General features: G+C 44.3%; 14 protein-coding genes. 12 read left to right on the top strand and 2 right to left on the bottom strand.

Features of this window, described 5'->3' with window-relative positions; genetic code table 11:
- The 8 genes from ACRD7P_RS02700 to ACRD7P_RS02665 form a co-directional block, all read left to right on the top strand.
- On the top strand, positions 1 to 191 hold a 191-nt coding region (locus ACRD7P_RS02700), incomplete at its 5' end, for a hypothetical protein (RefSeq protein WP_430905950.1).
- 437 nt (positions 192 to 628) lie between these two features.
- Positions 629 to 1924, top strand: a complete 1296-nt coding sequence (locus ACRD7P_RS02695) for a DUF4856 domain-containing protein (RefSeq protein ID WP_430905941.1) — start codon at positions 629 to 631, stop codon at positions 1922 to 1924.
- 101 nt (positions 1925 to 2025) lie between these two features.
- On the top strand, positions 2026 to 3168 hold the full coding sequence (locus ACRD7P_RS02690; RefSeq protein WP_430905940.1) for an imelysin family protein: 1143 nt from the start codon (positions 2026 to 2028) through the stop codon (positions 3166 to 3168).
- A 3-nt stretch (positions 3169 to 3171) separates the two neighbouring features.
- Positions 3172 to 4533 carry an HTTM domain-containing protein gene (locus ACRD7P_RS02685; RefSeq protein WP_430905939.1) on the top strand — a complete coding sequence of 454 codons (1362 nt, stop codon included), beginning with the start codon at positions 3172 to 3174 and terminating at the stop codon, positions 4531 to 4533.
- Positions 4514 to 6985: a TonB-dependent receptor domain-containing protein gene (locus ACRD7P_RS02680; RefSeq protein WP_430905938.1), complete on the top strand. Its 2472-nt coding sequence runs from the start codon at positions 4514 to 4516 to the stop codon at positions 6983 to 6985. Before ACRD7P_RS02685 ends, ACRD7P_RS02680 begins: the two co-directional genes overlap by 20 nt.
- A gap of 60 nt (positions 6986 to 7045) precedes the next feature.
- Positions 7046 to 7504: a heme-binding domain-containing protein gene (locus ACRD7P_RS02675; RefSeq protein WP_430905937.1), complete on the top strand. Its 459-nt coding sequence runs from the start codon at positions 7046 to 7048 to the stop codon at positions 7502 to 7504.
- 163 nt (positions 7505 to 7667) lie between these two features.
- Entirely contained in the window at positions 7668 to 9140 is a 1473-nt protein-coding gene (gene guaB / locus ACRD7P_RS02670) for an IMP dehydrogenase (protein WP_430905936.1), read from the top strand.
- Positions 9141 to 9578: 438 nt separating this feature from the next.
- Positions 9579 to 10445 carry an alpha/beta fold hydrolase gene (locus ACRD7P_RS02665; RefSeq protein WP_430905935.1) on the top strand — a complete coding sequence of 289 codons (867 nt, stop codon included), beginning with the start codon at positions 9579 to 9581 and terminating at the stop codon, positions 10443 to 10445.
- Positions 10446 to 10453: 8 nt separating this feature from the next.
- On the opposite strand, the gene ACRD7P_RS02660 is transcribed toward ACRD7P_RS02665, so the two are convergent.
- Positions 10454 to 10957, bottom strand: coding sequence for a thioredoxin family protein (locus tag ACRD7P_RS02660; protein ID WP_430905949.1), 504 nt, complete (start codon positions 10955 to 10957; stop codon positions 10454 to 10456).
- Between the two features lie 271 nt (positions 10958 to 11228).
- Between ACRD7P_RS02660 and ACRD7P_RS02655 the strand changes: the two genes are divergently transcribed.
- Positions 11229 to 11903 carry a hypothetical protein gene (locus ACRD7P_RS02655; protein ID WP_430905934.1) on the top strand — a complete coding sequence of 225 codons (675 nt, stop codon included), beginning with the start codon at positions 11229 to 11231 and terminating at the stop codon, positions 11901 to 11903.
- Positions 11904 to 11919: 16 nt separating this feature from the next.
- Positions 11920 to 12330 (top strand): hypothetical protein, encoded by a 411-nt coding sequence (locus ACRD7P_RS02650; protein ID WP_430905933.1) that lies wholly within the window; start codon positions 11920 to 11922, stop codon positions 12328 to 12330.
- Between the two features lie 32 nt (positions 12331 to 12362).
- On the opposite strand, the gene lysA is transcribed toward ACRD7P_RS02650, so the two are convergent.
- Positions 12363 to 13604 (bottom strand): diaminopimelate decarboxylase, encoded by a 1242-nt coding sequence (gene lysA / locus ACRD7P_RS02645; RefSeq protein WP_430905932.1) that lies wholly within the window; start codon positions 13602 to 13604, stop codon positions 12363 to 12365.
- 158 nt (positions 13605 to 13762) lie between these two features.
- Between lysA and ACRD7P_RS02640 the strand changes: the two genes are divergently transcribed.
- On the top strand, positions 13763 to 14410 hold the full coding sequence (locus ACRD7P_RS02640; protein ID WP_430905931.1) for an LON peptidase substrate-binding domain-containing protein: 648 nt from the start codon (positions 13763 to 13765) through the stop codon (positions 14408 to 14410).
- Between the two features lie 201 nt (positions 14411 to 14611).
- Positions 14612 to 15802, top strand: a complete 1191-nt coding sequence (gene sucC, locus ACRD7P_RS02635) for an ADP-forming succinate--CoA ligase subunit beta (RefSeq protein ID WP_430905930.1) — start codon at positions 14612 to 14614, stop codon at positions 15800 to 15802.
- The last annotated feature ends 68 nt before the right edge of the window (positions 15803 to 15870 follow it).

The raw sequence follows: 15870 nt of genomic DNA, 5'->3' as shown, positions 1-15870 counted from the left end.
GAGATTTTTTTCCGCTGGATAAAGCAGCATCTCAGGGTCAAGGTTTTCTGGGGCCAGAGCGAAAATGCGGTAAAAACGCAGATATGGATAGCGGTGGCCGCTTATCTTTTGGTAGCCATTGTAAGGAGCAAATGCCAAATCCAACAAAATATGCACGAAATGCTACAAATCTTAAGTGTATCGGCTTTTGATAAAGTACCTCTAAATGAACTATTTAGCCAGAACGAATTTCAAATTTCAAAGAACGACAATTGCAACCAATTGAAAATCTTTTAGTTACAACCGGACACTATTGAGTGGTAAGTAAAAAGTAATTGGTAAAAAGTGGTTAGCGGTAATTCTTCTAGATTTGAGATTGAGATTGACACTTGAACTTGAATTTGAATTTGTCTTTTATCCTTGTTCCTTCAGCGCAGCGGTCTTTTTTCAAGTAGTACGAAGTATTCAGTATTGCGGGGAATGAATTTGACAGTTGAACTTGTTTATGTTCTTTTCTCTTTCTTTTTTCAGGTTAGCTTAATGTTAAATTTTGAGCTTATTTAGATTTAATTAAAATAAATTTTGGACAAAACAGATTTCTCCACTAGTTTTGATTTTTATTTAAAATAGGTCTAAATAAATACACCTGATGAAGAATACAATACCTTTTATAGCGGCGATGGCCCTAGTTTTTTTAAGTGCATGCAGTTCCGATGATAATGATCCGGTAACGGTGGAAGCCAGCTGTTCCGACGGCATACAAAACGGAGATGAGACCGGAGTGGATTGCGGTGGAAGCTGCACTCCTTGTGCTGCCGCCATTGATAATCCGGATACCTATGTATTTGAACGGAATGGTGTTTCAACAGTAGATTTTAATGGACAAACCACCCGCTTGCTCATGGGCGAAGAATTGTTGGATGCCCTTAAAGACCCCGTCAATACGGATGCGGAACTGTTGGCCAAATATGCTCATGAAGAAGGAGAAAGTAACTTTATGGATTTGGATTTAAATGGTTCCTCCAAAAACCTGAAAAGCAAGACGGCGGCCTCTACCGATTATTTTTCTGCCAATACAGCAGACCAATCGACGATACGTGCCGATTTTGATGGATGGTTGTCCGCTCAGGCAAATGAGGTTTTTCCAGAGTTTGATACAGTGGCCAGTCCCGGTAATCCCGGTCAGTTGGCCGATGGTTCGTCAACACGGTATGTGAGCGGACAGGGATTGGAATACAACCAACTGTTCAATAAAGGACTGATCGGGGCATTAATGGTCGATCAGGCATTGAACAACTATTTGAGTCCTGCAGTTTTGGATGCTGGGGACAATAGAACCAACAACGATTCGGACACCGTAGCGGAAGGGAAGTCCTATACCGATATGGAGCACAAATGGGACGAGGCCTATGGATATGTATACGGCCTAAATGCCGATGTTGCCGACCCGAATGCCGACTTGGGTGCCGATAGTTTTTTAAACAAATATGTTGGTAGGGTAGAGGGCGACGCCGATTTTGCAGGGATTGCCGATACCATTTTTCAGGCATTTAAACTGGGTCGGGCCGCAATTGTTGCCAAAGATTACGTTACCCGAGATGCACAAGCAGCCATCATTAGGGAGAAAATTTCCGAAATCATTGCCATTCGTGCGGTATACTATTTGCAACAGGCGAAAGCTTCCATAGGAGGTGAAACCCCGGCCTATGGTACCGCTTTTCATGATCTTTCCGAAGGATACGGTTTCATTTATAGTTTGCAATTTACCAGAACACCGGACACTGACGCCCCCTATTTTTCAAAGACGGAAACCGACGTCCTACTTTCCGATTTATTGGGTGATGGCGAAAATGGTCTCTGGGATGTCACCCCCGAAACCTTGGATGCACTTTCCGCCAGCATTGCGAATCGTTTTTCCTTTACCCTGGAACAAGCGGCAGAATAATGGAAACGTGTTGATACAATGTTAAAAAAAAGCGTCAAGTTTTTAGGAAGAAACAAGGCGCTTTTTTACTTTTGCTTAATTAGAATAAATAAAAATAAGCCATGAGCCGATACTTTATCCTTGCTTTTTTGCTGATAGCCTTAGGCGGATGTTCTTCCGATGACGGAACCACAGGTGGTTCTCAGGGGGACGAAACCCCAACTGACGACCCCAAACCGGTATCTTTTGAACGGAGCACGTTGTTGGTTAACTGGGCCGATAATATTATCGTGCCTTCCTATGAGGCCTTTGCTTCGGAACTGGAGGTGTTACAGGGAACGTTCGAGGCGTTTCGGTCGGATGCCAGTACCGACAATTTGGTGGCCTTTCGTGCCGCTTGGTTGTCCAGCTACCTGGCTTGGCAAAGGGTTTCCATGTTTGAGATCGGTCCGGCGGAGTCCGCGGGATTTCGGTTGAACATCAATACCTATCCCGTGGATGCCGAAAAGGTAACCGCGAACATGAACGGTACTTCCGATTTGGCCTTGCCCTCCAATAGGGACGCCAAGGGTTTTCCGGCCTTGGATTATCTAATAAATGGCTTGGCGGATACCGATGAGGCCATTGTTTCCAAGTACAATGAAGCCGATAGGGAACAGTTATTGGCCTATACCGATAAAGTAATAACCGATATGGTCGGTTTGACCGGAACGGTGCTATCGGAGTGGAACAATGGGTACCGTAATACATTCGTATCCAATGATGGTGCTTCTGCTACGGCCTCCGTGGATCGGTTTGTGAACGATTTTATCTTTTACTACGAAAAGTTTTTAAGGGCAGGTAAGATGGGAATTCCGTTAGGTGTTTTTTCCGGAAGTACCCTTCCCGATAGGGTAGAGGCCTTCCATGAAGGTACCATATCCAACACCCTGTTTTTAGAAGGACTATCGGCGGTACAGGACTTTTTTAATGGAAAACATTTTGGTTCCAACGAGACCGGTGAAAGCTTGGCCACTTATTTAGAGACGCTCAATTCCGTTAAAGGAGGGGAGAGTTTGACCGATTTGATCAACACCCAATTCAACAAGGCCAAAGAAAGTGTCGCTTCCTTACGCCCGTTCAAAGAAGAATTGATGGAAAATACCGTTCCTACCGAAATGGGCAATGCCTACGATGAAGTACAACGGGCGATTCCGTTGTTGAAGGTGGATATGGTTTCCGCGATGAGCATCAGTATTGATTTTGTCGATGCCGATGGCGATTGATCCATGACATCCTTTAAAGAAAAATATCTATTTCAAAACGTAGAGGCCGCCCCATTGGCGGTCTTTCGTATTTTATTCGGCCTGATGATGTTCGTTAGCATCGTTCGGTTTTGGAGCTACGGTTGGATTGAGAAATTGTATGTCCAACCGCAATTTTTCTTTTCGTATTATGGTTTTGAATGGGTAAAACCATTGGGCGACTATACCTATTTGATTTTTTTCGTTTGCGGGTTTTCGGCTCTTATGGTGGCAATAGGGTACAAATACCGTATCGCTATGGCCTTGTTTTTTGTCAGTTTTACCTATATCGAACTGATGGACAAGACCACCTATCTCAATCACTATTATTTTATCAGTGTAGTAAGTTTTTTAATGTTGTTTCTACCGGCCAATGCATACTTTTCGGTAGACGCCCGGCAACATCCCCAAAAGGCGTTCAAATATGTTCCCGTTTGGGCGATCAACAGCTTAAAATTGCTTCTGGGTATCGTGTACGTTTATGCGGGATTGGCAAAATTGAATTCCGACTGGTTGGTAAAAGGGATGCCCCTTAAAATATGGCTGCCCTCCAAATTCGACACTCCCCTTTTGGGAAACCTGGTACAGACGGAATGGGCACCCTATGCCTTTAGCTGGTTGGGTACCGGTTACGACCTGTTTATTCCATTTTTATTGTTATACCGAAGAACAAGGGTCTTGGCATTTGTTGCCGTTGTGGTATTTCACGTACTGACAAGGGTACTGTTCCCCATCGGGATGTTCCCTTATATTATGATCGTATCAACGCTTATTTTCTTTGATGCCCGGGTACACCGTAAGATACTTGGGTTTTTTACCAAGATGTTGCGTTTATCAAAAACCCTTGATGGGGTCGGCGCTACATGGAGGCCGAAGAGTGCTTTTAAGATGGCCTACGTGGTTTTGATCGGTTTTTTTACGTTGCAAGTATTGGTTCCGTTTCGATACCTCTGCTATCCGGGGGAGCTGTTTTGGACTGAAGAGGGGTACCGTTTTTCTTGGCGGGTGATGCTGGTAGAAAAATCGGGATATGCACAATTCAAGATCGTAAACGGGGATTCTGGAAAATGGTTTTATGTCGACAACAGCGACTTTCTAACCCCCTTTCAGGAAAAGCAAATGGCGTTCCAGGCCGATTTTATTTTAGAGTACGCACATTATCTTAAAGAACATTTCGAAAAACAAGGGCATGCACAAGTGGAAGTTTATGTTGATAACCAAGTGGCCTTAAATGGAAGATTGAGTACCACGTTTGTAGATCCTGCCGTAAATTTGGCAGCGCAAAAAGAATCGTTCGCACACAAAAACTGGATTATTCCGTTCAAAGATGAGATCAAAGGGCTATAGTAGTATCATAATGATATTTTTTTCGTTGGTCCTTTATGGACAAAACGTCATCAACGGAACGGTGACCAATGATAAGGGCGAACCCATAGCCGACGCGGAGGTATACTTAAAGGAACTGCAGCGGTTGGAATATACAGAGGAAGACGGCACGTTCGGTTTTTCGGAGGTTTCGGGCGGAAAGTACACCTTGATCGTTTTTGCCTTTGAATATGACGTATACGAGGAAGCGCTCACCTTTGATAAATCGCTTACGGTCAATATTCAATTAAAGCCGCTACGAACAGAAAAGTTGACGGAAGTGGTGCTTACCCAACGCCGAAACCGCCTTTTCGCCCTGCAACAATTGAAAAAAGTGGAGGGCACCGCCATCTACGCCGGTAAAAAAAGTGAGGTCGTTTTGTTGGAGGGCATTACCGGCAACTTGGCAGCCAATAATGCAAGACAGGTATACGGGCAAGTAGTGGGGCTCAATATCTACGATAATGGCGATGCGGGATTACAGCTCAACATCGGGGGAAGGGGATTGGACCCCAACCGTACCGCCAACTTTAATACCAGACAAAATGGGTACGACATCAGTGCCGATGTGCTGGGATATCCCGAAAGCTACTACACCCCGCCCGCAGAAGCACTGGAGGAAATACAGGTAGTGAGGGGAGCGGCTTCGCTACAATATGGGACACAGTTCGGGGGGTTGATCAATTTTAAGTTTAAAAAACCAAATCCGAACAAAAAGGTCGAATGGACCTCTCGGCAGACGGTAGGTTCCTTTGATCTCCGAACAAGCTTTAACAGTTTGAGCGGAACCGTAGGCAAGTTGAGTTACTACACCTACTTCAATTATAAAGAAGGAGAGGGGTTTCGGCCGAACTCCAATTTCAACAGTCGTAATTACTTTGCGCATATCGGATATCAATGGTCCGATCGTACAAAAATCAGTGTAGAGACCACTTTTTTAAATTATTTGGCCCAACAGGCGGGAGGGCTTACCGATGCCCAGTTTATTGAAGATCCTACCTTTAGTAATCGGACACGGAATTGGTTCGATGTGGATTGGAAACTATTTTCGGTTCGGTTGGACCATCGGTTTTCATCAAAAACGGACTTTAGTTTCAACGTGTTTGGGCTCGATGCCTCCCGAAAAGCGCTGGGTTTCCGAACCAATCGGGTATCGCAACCCGATGTGTTGGAAGAACCACGGGAACTATTGGTCGATAATTTTCAAAATTGGGGTGCCGAAGCGCGGGTTTTATCGCGATACACCCTGTGGAACAAAGAATCTGCCCTGCTTTTGGGGGCCAAGTTTTACAATACCGACAACGATCAACGTCAAGGTCCAGGGAGCAATGCCTCCAACGCCGATTTCAACTTTAGGGACGATGAGTTCCCAAATTACGAACGGCAATCACAATTTGATTTTCCCAACCTGAACGTGGCCCTGTTCGGTGAGAACGTGTTTAATATTACCGACAAACTATCGATAACCCCGGGTTTTCGTTTTGAACATATCCGAACCGAGAGTGTCGGAAGCTACAAGAATATTGCCTTAGATTTGGCGGGCAATCCCTTGTCGAACGAAGAAATCGAGGACAACCGAATATTCGACCGCAGCTTTGTATTGCTCGGTCTGGGGGCCACCTATAATATAGTGCCGGGAATGGAAGTTTATGGCAACGTTTCGCAAAACTATCGTTCGGTTACCTTTAGCGATATACGTGTGGTCAACCCATCTTTTCAGGTAGATCCCAATATTACGGACGAAGATGGATTAACTGCCGATCTGGGCGTCCGTGGGCGTTATAAAAACACGCTATCCTACGACATTAGTGCTTTTGGCCTGTTTTACGATAATCGTTTGGGAGAAGCCTTACTTGCTACCGATACCAACGGTACCGTTCGGGTAAGGGGCAACATTGGGGACGCGTTTATCTATGGGTTGGAAAGTTTTGTGGATTGGAACATTACCGAAACCTTGTGGAACCAAAATGAGGTATACCAATTGAACCTGTTTTCGAATTTGGCATTGACCCGCTCCGAATATGTTCGCGTAAACCCTTTGACCCTGGCCGGGGCGACCCAAGTGTTGCCGCTACGGGAAGGCAACGAAGTGGAGTTTATACCTCGTGTCAACCTCAAGACGGGATTGAATTTTGGCTACAAAAATCTACTGGGAAGTTTGCAATACACCTACTTGTCCACCCAGTTTACCGATGCGACGAATGCCCCCCAAGACGTTTCCGATAACCAAAGGGGAATCGAAGGTACTATTCCATCGTACGATATATTGGACGCTTCTTTTTCATATACCTATAAAAAATGGCGTTTGGAGGCGGGCATCAATAATGTGCTGAATAATACGTATTTTACACGTAGGGCCACGGGCTATCCCGGGCCGGGAATTATTCCATCTGAACCAAGAACATTTTATACTACCTTACAGTTTAAAATATGAATTGGTTCGGGCTTTTTGCTTAAATGAAGAAATTAAAAATAACCTGCAATAGTTTTACTAATGAAAATCCTAAGAAAAATCTTATTGGCCCTTTTGGTCGTTTTTGTATTGATCCAGTTTTATCGCCCGGAGAAGAATGAGGCGCCCTATCGCGATGTTGCCTCCTTTGAGGCCGACACCAAACCGACTCCCGAGATAAAAACGATCTTGGAAAACAAATGCTACGATTGCCATAGCAATAAAACGGAATATCCTTGGTACTCTGAAATAGCCCCAATGTCCTATATCATTGCGGACCATGTGGAAGAAGGGAACGAGCACTTCAATGTGTCGGCCTGGGACAGCTATGACACAAAGAAAAGGGACCATAAATTGGACGAGTTGATCGAGGAGGTAGAGGAAGGTGAAATGCCTGAAAAAGGATATCAATTGCTACACGGCGGTTTTTCGGAAGAAGAGAAGGAGGCCCTGATCGCATGGACGAGAAAGGTACGGGAGCAGTATCAGGTGTCCAATTAACGTTGGGGACGCCAAGGGGGTCGGACAGATAGGAAGAAGTAGGTTTCTGAAACCGTTCCTTTTGAAAAAGACGACATACAGGTTACTTTTTCTTTATTGCTTTCCCATAGCGCTCGTTCCTGTTTTTTTAATTACATTTGCACGCAATTAATCCATAATTGCAATGCAAGCCCACCTCAATAAAATTCTCGGAGAAGGTCTCACTTATGACGACGTACTCCTCGTTCCAGCTTTTTCCGAAGTGCTTCCTAGAGAAGTAAGCATCAAAACAAGATTCACCAGAAATATTACCATAAACGTTCCTATCGTTTCTGCGGCAATGGATACCGTTACGGAGTCCAGAATGGCCATAGCCATTGCTCAGGAAGGTGGAATCGGTGTGCTGCACAAAAACATGACCATCGAGCAGCAAGCGCTCAAGGTGCGGAAGGTAAAACGTGCGGAGAGTGGCATGATCATGGATCCCGTTACCCTTCCTACCGATGCGTTGGTCAAGGATGCCAAATCCAATATGGCCGAATTCAGTATCGGGGGTATTCCCATCGTTGATGATGCGGGCAAGCTTATCGGAATCGTCACCAATCGCGACCTGCGGTTCGAGAAAAACAACGAACGTCCGATTTCCGAGGTAATGACTACCGAAAATCTGGTAACGGTAAGCGAAGGGACCTCCTTGGCCCAAGCAGAAGACATTTTACAGGAAAATAAGATCGAAAAGCTACCAGTGGTCGACAAAGACTACAAATTGGTGGGATTGATCACCTTTAGGGACATTACCAAACTCACCCAAAAACCGATAGCCAATAAAGACCGCTACGGTCGGCTACGGGTAGCTGCGGCATTGGGAGTCACCGGCGATGCGGTGGACCGTGCCAGTGCCTTGGTAGCCGCGGGCGTAGATGCCGTGGTAATCGATACCGCACATGGGCATACCAAAGGAGTGGTGAATGTATTAAAAGCGGTTAAAAAACAGTTTCCCGATCTGGAAGTTATTGTCGGAAACATCGCTACCGCCGAAGCTGCAAAGTATTTGGTGGAAGCGGGCGCCGATGCCGTAAAGGTCGGTATCGGTCCAGGTTCGATATGTACCACACGAGTAGTGGCCGGAGTCGGTTTCCCACAATTTTCCGCAGTACTTGAAGTAGCTGCCGCAATAAAGGGTAGTGGAGTTCCCGTAATCGCCGACGGGGGAATACGGTATACCGGGGATATCCCGAAAGCCATTGCCGCAGGGGCCGATACGGTAATGTTGGGCTCCCTTTTGGCGGGAACTAAAGAATCGCCGGGCGAAACCATCATTTATGAAGGCAGAAAATTCAAATCGTACCGGGGTATGGGCTCCGTAGAAGCCATGAAACAGGGGTCGAAGGACCGATACTTTCAAGATGTGGAGGACGATATTAAAAAACTGGTGCCCGAAGGTATTGTAGGTCGCGTACCGTACAAAGGGGAATTGTTCGAGAGCATTCACCAATTTGTCGGCGGATTGCGGGCAGGTATGGGCTATTGCGGTGCCAAGGACATCGCTTCCCTTCAGGAAAATGGAAGGTTCGTTAAAATTACCGCCAGTGGTATCAATGAAAGCCATCCACACGATGTAACCATTACCAAGGAATCCCCTAACTATAGCAGGTAGTACGGATCGGGTTTTATTTCTTACTCGTTTTTAGGTTATTGGAGTCTTTTAGAAATTACCGTATGCCGTAAGGTCAATAGGCGGTTTTCATCACCATCTATTGGTCCGTTAGCAGGGTATGACCGGTTACTGGTTTTACGGTATTCCAATGGTACAGAAGTACGGAACGGAATTCCAATGACCTAAAAATCTTTTTTGGTTACGGTAGTTTTCGTTTTTTTGCGGACTTTACCAAAGGACCGCGATGCGTTAATACTCCCTCAAGTTTCCAGTATTTGTACGTTCCTTTGGTACCTCCAAAGTTTTTATAATTTTTTTCTGTTCCAATCCATTGGTTTTCAGCGTTGCTTTCGTTTTATATACTTGGTTTACAGTTGGTTACTTATTGGTTTCTTTTCTGGGAATGAATAGTTTTGACCTGTAAAAAATTATGAAAACATGTTTAACGCCCAGATTGAAAGGAATAATTATACTATTGATGATAATATCATCTCCGTTTTAGAGGGAGGGGAAAAGTATGGCGCTCCAGTGGTATTCCTGCATGGTATTCCCGCCTCATCTGAGCTATGGCGCGGGACGATGACCTATTTGATTACCAAAGGATTTTACTGTTTGGCCCCTGATTTATCCGGATATGGAGAAACTATAGTTAAAAACGCTCGCTACTATGATATGAGCTATATGGCAGAACTCCTAGTTCAGTTTTTTCATCATTTGGGTTTGAATGAAATAACGCTAGTGGGACATGATATAGGTGGCGGTATCGTACAAATTTTAATTGCAAAGCATGAACAGTTATTCGTCAAAGCGGTGTTGAGCAATTGTGTGACGGGTTCTAGCTGGCCGATCAAAAGCGTAACAAGGATGATAAAAGCAAGCCGATTAGGCCTGTTTTACTGGATGGCTATGGCCGGTAAGTTCAAAGAGGATAAGTTATACAATGCTTTGTCAAAAACATTTCATAGGAACAACTTATCTCGGTCCGAATTTGATCGTATTTTTTATGACGGTAAATTTAACAAAAGCCGGAGAATCCGAAAATTTCAAAAAATGCTACGGCGGCTCAGCAGCAAACACACATCAGGTAATATGGAGTTGTTATCAAAAGTTGAAATTCCGGTAGACCTTATTTGGGCAATGAACGATAGTTTTCAGCCCTGGCATGGCCCTGGAACAACCTTGACATCAGTTTTGACAGATTGTGAAGTTTTTAAAATAGAAAATTGTGGACATTTTCTACAGCTAGAGACAGAACGGGAATACTGCGATATTCTTTTCAATCGAATAGCCCCTGCAATAAAATAAAACCTTTTTTACTCCCCCTGACCGGAATAACTCTTCCAGTCTTTTTCCTTATAAATATCGTCACCAAAATACTTGGCGATATTTAAAAAAGGTTCGGGTTTTTGATAGCCGGGTACGGGAGATAACATGTTCAGCTCCTCATCCAAAAAAACAGTAGTGGGATAGCTGAGTTTTCCCTGTAGCAGTGCAGCGGCAAATTCATGATAGCCTTTTCTGCCGGAAGGCACAAAGTTATAGGTCTTCCCTTTATATTCTATCGGTTCTTTTCCTTCCCCGTCCAATTTCACCATATAAAAGTTCTCCTTCATATAAGCGGCCACTTCGGCGTTCTGAAACGTATCCTTATCCATTTTTTTGCACCAACCGCACCAATCCGTATACACATCTATGAATATTTTCTTTGGATTTTTATCGGTCTTGGCCATTTCCGAAGCTTCGTCCCAAGAGAGCCATTCCACCTCTTGCGCCTGTACCGCGACCATACCGAGGCCAAGGAATAGCACGAAAACCATTTTTTTAAAATGCGGGGCAACTATACTCATTTGATTACTTTTTTTAATTAGTCCAACAACTATACCAAAACTAACGAAAATTGGGCAGCTTTATTTTAAATGGGTATGCCTCCGGTTTCCGGGTAGTGTTTTTCACGGAAAACGGGTAACGGACGGAGTCGTCAACAATTTACCTTCGTATCGCGATAATCATAAAACCTGATGCCATAATACAATCTATGGTTTTGAAATGCGTTAGCAAAAACAATGTTCACCGAAAAACTACATACCCATGCGAAATTTGAAAGCGATATTACCAGAGATTTTGGTGGCCGGTCCCTTGAACATTTTTGAAAAAGTACTGGCCTTTAATTCAAGAACGGAAGCATTGGAAAAAATGGTTCAAATTCGTCTGGGACTATCTTCGGGAACGGTATTCGAGGGAATTCCGCTAAAGAAGGATGTGGAAGGAAATACCCTCCTTTTTGGGACAAACGGAAATTTGGGCTATGTAAATATTGGAAGCTTGATCAGTGTTGAAATAATGAACCCCGACCTATCGTTGTCGCTACTGACCGATGGTGCCTTTTTTGAGGTTCCGGTATCGGAGATACCCACCGGATTACAACTAAAACGTAATGTAAAGGCAATTGCAGATGCCATGCAAACCGATCTTGGGGTGGTACTCGACCTGGAAACGGTGCTGGCGAAACCGTTAACGGACAAGGAGAAATATCAATTGAAGCCCTTTTTAGGGGCATTGGCTACAGTGTTGGGGCAAATAGCGGCAGATCCGTTGGGAAAGGAAGCCATATCGTCATACAAAAGTGTTGTTCTGGAAACACATGATGGCCCGCTGAAGGTGGATCGGAAAGAAGGTGCCATTGTAGTCATCATTGACCTAAACCAAAAATTGCCGGTAGCGCTTGAACAAAATTTAAAAGAAAAAATAGAAACCATAGTATAACCTAAAAAAAAGAAAAATGGGATTAGCAGAAAGAAGAGTGGTAAAAGCCTTTCAAGAAAACGAATACAATACCTTTTTGGAGGAACTTAAAAAAGTGGTCGGTAAGGAGGTAACCGTAAATGTTGCTTGGGACAGCCTTGCCATCGACGGTATGAGCCATTTATATGAGAAGGCATGGCCTAAAGTATATTTTCAACCCTTATTGCAGGCATTGGAAAGCATTTGCGCCGATGATATGGGCAAAGAGGCGATAGCCGAGAGTTTGGAAAAGCTCCACATCAAAAACGAGGCTGGGGTCAGTTACGCGGCCAAGTGGGCTTCTTTTGAAAATAAGGAATTGACCTTGGACCATAAACCTACCACCAACATCGATCAGATAGACGATAGGGCCAAAGCGTTACAGACGCTATTGGAAAACAATTTGTAATAGTAACCCTATTTGGGAAAATTGGGCCGCGGTTATTTTACCGCGGCTTTTTCTTTTTTGGTCGTAAAAAGATCTTTAACGTCCACTTGGTTCCTGATCAGGTCATCAAAATTTTCCCGTTCTCGGATCAAAATGGCCTTCCCTTCGTGCCAAAGCACTTCGGCAGGCCTAAATCGGGAATTGTAGTTGCTGGCCATGGTAAAACAATAGGCCCCGGCATTTTTAAAACAAAGGATATCACCTTCGGATATTTCGTTGATCCGACGGTTGCTGGCAAAGGTGTCCGTTTCACAGATGTAGCCTACCACGGAATAATAACGCTCGCGTCCTTTTGTATTCGAAATATTGACGATTTGGTGATGTGCACCATATAACATAGGGCGAATCAAATGGTTAAAACCGGAGTCGACACTTGCAAAAACGGTCGATGTCGTTTGCTTTACCACATTGACCTTGGTTAGAAAATAGCCCGCTTCGCTGACCAAAAACTTGCCCGGTTCAAAGGCCAAAGTGAGTTCCTTTCCGTATTCCGCGCAAAATTCATTAAAACGAGATCCCAACTTTTTCCCGAGCTCTTCCACATTCGTTTCAATGTCGCCTTCTTTGTAGGGCACTTTAAAGCCGCTACCAAAATCGATAAAGTCAAGATTCTTGAAATTTTTGGCTGTATCGAATAAAATTTCGGAAGCATAAAGGAACACATCGATATCCAAAATATCACTTCCGGTATGCATGTGTATACCGTTAATGTTCATTTGGGTGAGGTTCACGATCCGCAACAAATGTGGAATTTGGTGAATGCTGATACCAAATTTGGAATCGATATGCCCTACGGAAATGTTGGAATTCCCCCCTGCCATAACATGCGGATTGATCCGGATGCATACCGGAATGTCCGGATGTTTGCTCCCGAACTGTTCCAATACCGAAAGATTGTCGATGTTGATGCGTACCCCTAGTTTGGCCGCCTCCTCTATCTCTTCCAACGAAACACCGTTGGGTGTGAAAATAATGGATTCCGGTTTAAAACCGGCCAGTAGCCCGAGCTGTACCTCTTGGATCGAAACGGTATCCAGACCGCTACCCAAACTGTTCATCAGTTTTAAGATACTGATATTGGAAAGCGCTTTTGCCGCATAGTTCAATTTAAGTTTCGGAACGGTCCGAAACGCTTTTGTCAATCGGTTGAATTGCGCGATAATTTTTGAAGAGTCGTACACATAGATTGGGTCACCATGCGTCTCGGCTATTTTCAGAAGTTCATTGGGCTGCATAACATATATTTTACGCTAAAGTAATGGCATTATTCGTTTCGTACAAAAAAAATAAACATCGATATTATAAATAAAACAAAATGTTATAAATAAAACAAATGTAAAGATGCTATAAGTTTGTAGTACTTACGGGCGAGTTGTATTTTTGAAAAAAAACTATGGTGCTCCCCTTATTTCCATTACAATCTATTTTTTTTCCCGGCGAGACGGTGCCATTGCACATTTTCGAAGACCGGTACAAACAATTGATATTGGACTGTCGTTCCGAGGCGATAACTTTTGGGATACCGGTATATATTAATGGCGGATTGGCCTATGGGACAGAGGTACAATTGGTAGAGGTGGTTACCACCTATGAGGGGGGAGAGATGGATGTTACCTGTGTGGCACGGCAGGTGTTTAAGGTGTTGACTTTCGAAAACCAACTCAACGACAAGCTTTATGCCGGCGGTCGGGTACGTTTTTTGGAGAACATCAACGATGCGGACGATGCTATGCGAGAAGCAGTGCTTTCAAAAATAGAAGAGTTGTATCACCTGATGGAGGTACCCTTTACACCCATACCCGTTTCCAAGTTTCACAGTTTTGTGCTAGTACACAAAATGGGACTTTCTATGGAGCAGGAATACGAATTGTTGCTCATGACCAAGGAGAGTGAGCGTTTGGCCTATATCAGAGGGCATTTGTTGGCCACAATAGCGGTTTTAAAAGAAGTGGACCGAACGAAACGTACCATAACCCTGAACGGACATTTCAAAAACTTTGATCCTTTAGATTTCGAAGGCTTGGAAATCGGAGGGCAATAGTTCATAAAGTTCTTGTTGTATTAGTGCCTATTTTTCAAAAGCTACCGATAGTATTTTAAGGGGTGTTACCCGTTATAGTTTAAGGCTTTTTCTCGAACAGATAGGAGAAGGAAGATATATCTCCGTTATGTTCCCTACATCATTAGTGTAAATCCGATACGTTTCCTATTTTTGCATCCGAACTTAAAGATACCTTCATATATGAACCTTCACGAATATCAGGGAAAAGAGATTTTAGCAAGTTTTGGCGTGCGCATCCAACGGGGCCTCGTTGCAAACAATGCAAAGGAAGCGGTTGACGCGGCAAAGCAGTTAACGGCCGAAACCGGTACCGGTTGGCACGTGATCAAGGCACAGGTTCATGCCGGTGGTCGTGGAAAGGGCGGCGGCGTAAAACTGGCCAAAAATTTGAAGGAGGTAGAGGAAATTGCAGGGCAGATCATCGGAATGAATCTGATTACCCCGCAAACATCCGCAGAAGGAAAAAAAGTACATAAGGTATTGATTGCCGAGGACGTTTACTATCCCGGGGATAGCGAGACCAATGAGTTTTATATGTCCGTGCTATTGAATAGAGGAACCGGCCGTAACATGATCATGTATTCTACCGAAGGTGGAATGGATATCGAAGAGGTGGCCGAAAAGACACCACACTTGATCTACACGGAAGAAATTGATCCGGCAACGGGGCTATTGCCATTTCAGGCACGAAAAGTAGCTTTTAACTTGGGACTCTCCGGAGGTGCTTTTAAGGAAATGACGAAGTTTGTTGCGGCATTATACAAAGCCTATGTCGAGAGCGATTCCAGTATGTTCGAAATCAATCCGGTATTAAAAACCTCGGACGACAAGATCATGGCGGTAGATGCCAAAGTGTCCATTGACGACAATGCCCTATACCGCAGAAAGGCATATGCCGAAATGCGTGATTTAAGAGAGGAAAACCCTATCGAGGTAGAAGCACGGGAAGTAGGCCTGAACTATGTAGATCTTGATGGGAACGTTGGTTGTATGGTAAACGGTGCCGGTTTGGCCATGGCGACCATGGACCTGATAAAGATGGCCGGGGGAGAACCTGCCAACTTTTTGGACGTCGGTGGTACTGCCGATGCAAAACGGGTAGAGGAAGCCTTTCGTATCATTTTAAAGGACCCTGCCGTAAAAGCGATACTCATCAACATATTCGGTGGTATTGTTCGCTGTGATCGTGTAGCGCAAGGAGTGGTCGATGCCTATAAAAATATGGGTGATGCCATTAAAGTACCGATCATTGTTCGCTTGCAGGGAACAAATGCGGAACTGGCCAAGGAGATTATCGATAACTCGGGATTGGCCGTGCATTCTGCGGTGCAGTTTCAAGAAGCTGCCGATAAGGTTAAGGAAGTATTGTAATCAACGATTATAACAAGGTCATATATAAAAAGGAAGCCAAAAGGCTTCCTTTTTTTAGTGCCATATCG

Source organism: Maribacter sp. 2-571 (assembly GCF_050589625.1).
Lineage (GTDB): Bacteria > Bacteroidota > Bacteroidia > Flavobacteriales > Flavobacteriaceae > Pelagihabitans.
The sequence above is the reverse complement of the archived record's forward strand: the minus strand, read 5'-3'. Positions and strand labels throughout refer to the sequence as shown.

Excerpts from the sequence above, each read along its gene's own strand:
- ACRD7P_RS02660 (WP_430905949.1), bottom strand. The coding sequence starts at position 10,957 with ATGGTTTTCGTGCTATTCCTTGGCCTCGGTATGGTCGCGGTACAGGCG.
- ACRD7P_RS02695 (WP_430905941.1), top strand. The coding sequence starts at position 629 with ATGAAGAATACAATACCTTTTATAGCGGCGATGGCCCTAGTTTTTTTA.
- ACRD7P_RS02680 (WP_430905938.1), top strand. The coding sequence starts at position 4,514 with ATGAGATCAAAGGGCTATAGTAGTATCATAATGATATTTTTTTCGTTG.
- sucC (WP_430905930.1), top strand. The coding sequence starts at position 14,612 with ATGAACCTTCACGAATATCAGGGAAAAGAGATTTTAGCAAGTTTTGGC.
- ACRD7P_RS02675 (WP_430905937.1), top strand. The coding sequence starts at position 7,046 with ATGAAAATCCTAAGAAAAATCTTATTGGCCCTTTTGGTCGTTTTTGTA.
- ACRD7P_RS02685 (WP_430905939.1), top strand. The coding sequence starts at position 3,172 with ATGACATCCTTTAAAGAAAAATATCTATTTCAAAACGTAGAGGCCGCC.
- ACRD7P_RS02650 (WP_430905933.1), top strand. The coding sequence starts at position 11,920 with ATGGGATTAGCAGAAAGAAGAGTGGTAAAAGCCTTTCAAGAAAACGAA.
- guaB (WP_430905936.1), top strand. The coding sequence starts at position 7,668 with ATGCAAGCCCACCTCAATAAAATTCTCGGAGAAGGTCTCACTTATGAC.
- ACRD7P_RS02655 (WP_430905934.1), top strand. The coding sequence starts at position 11,229 with ATGCGAAATTTGAAAGCGATATTACCAGAGATTTTGGTGGCCGGTCCC.
- ACRD7P_RS02665 (WP_430905935.1), top strand. The coding sequence starts at position 9,579 with ATGTTTAACGCCCAGATTGAAAGGAATAATTATACTATTGATGATAAT.
- ACRD7P_RS02690 (WP_430905940.1), top strand. The coding sequence starts at position 2,026 with ATGAGCCGATACTTTATCCTTGCTTTTTTGCTGATAGCCTTAGGCGGA.
- ACRD7P_RS02640 (WP_430905931.1), top strand. The coding sequence starts at position 13,763 with ATGGTGCTCCCCTTATTTCCATTACAATCTATTTTTTTTCCCGGCGAG.
- lysA (WP_430905932.1), bottom strand. The coding sequence starts at position 13,604 with ATGCAGCCCAATGAACTTCTGAAAATAGCCGAGACGCATGGTGACCCA.